Here is a 347-nt window from a genome sequence, read left to right on the forward strand (position 1 = left end):
GCATCTTCGGTGACGGTCCCGGTAGACACCCCGGCAATCACCGGGACATCATTAGTACCCTGGATCGTCACCGTGACCGTTTGACTGGCACTGCCATCGGCTGAAGTCGCAGTAAAGCTATCCGTCAACGTTTGGCCAGCCCCTAACTGCTGGATGGCTGTTTGTGCATTGTTCGCCGTGTACGTCCAGCCCCCATTGGCGGCCAGGGTAAAGGTACCGTAGGTGCCTGCCACAGAGGGCTGGGCGATAAAACTGGATTGGCCGGCATCCACATCAGTAATGGTCAAGGTACCACTACTGCTCAGGTTATTGTTGGCAACATTCACATCTTCGGTGACCACAGCAGT

1 protein-coding gene is annotated in these 347 nt (G+C 55.9%); it reads right to left on the reverse strand.

Features of this window, described 5'->3' with window-relative positions:
• Positions 1–347, reverse strand: a 347-nt coding sequence (locus tag ACN4Z1_RS15980; RefSeq protein WP_419413485.1) for a VCBS domain-containing protein, incomplete at both ends; no start/stop codon positions are given.

This window comes from Legionella sp. ST3F1, from assembly GCF_048553315.1.
Lineage (GTDB): Bacteria > Pseudomonadota > Gammaproteobacteria > Legionellales > Legionellaceae > Tatlockia > Tatlockia donaldsonii.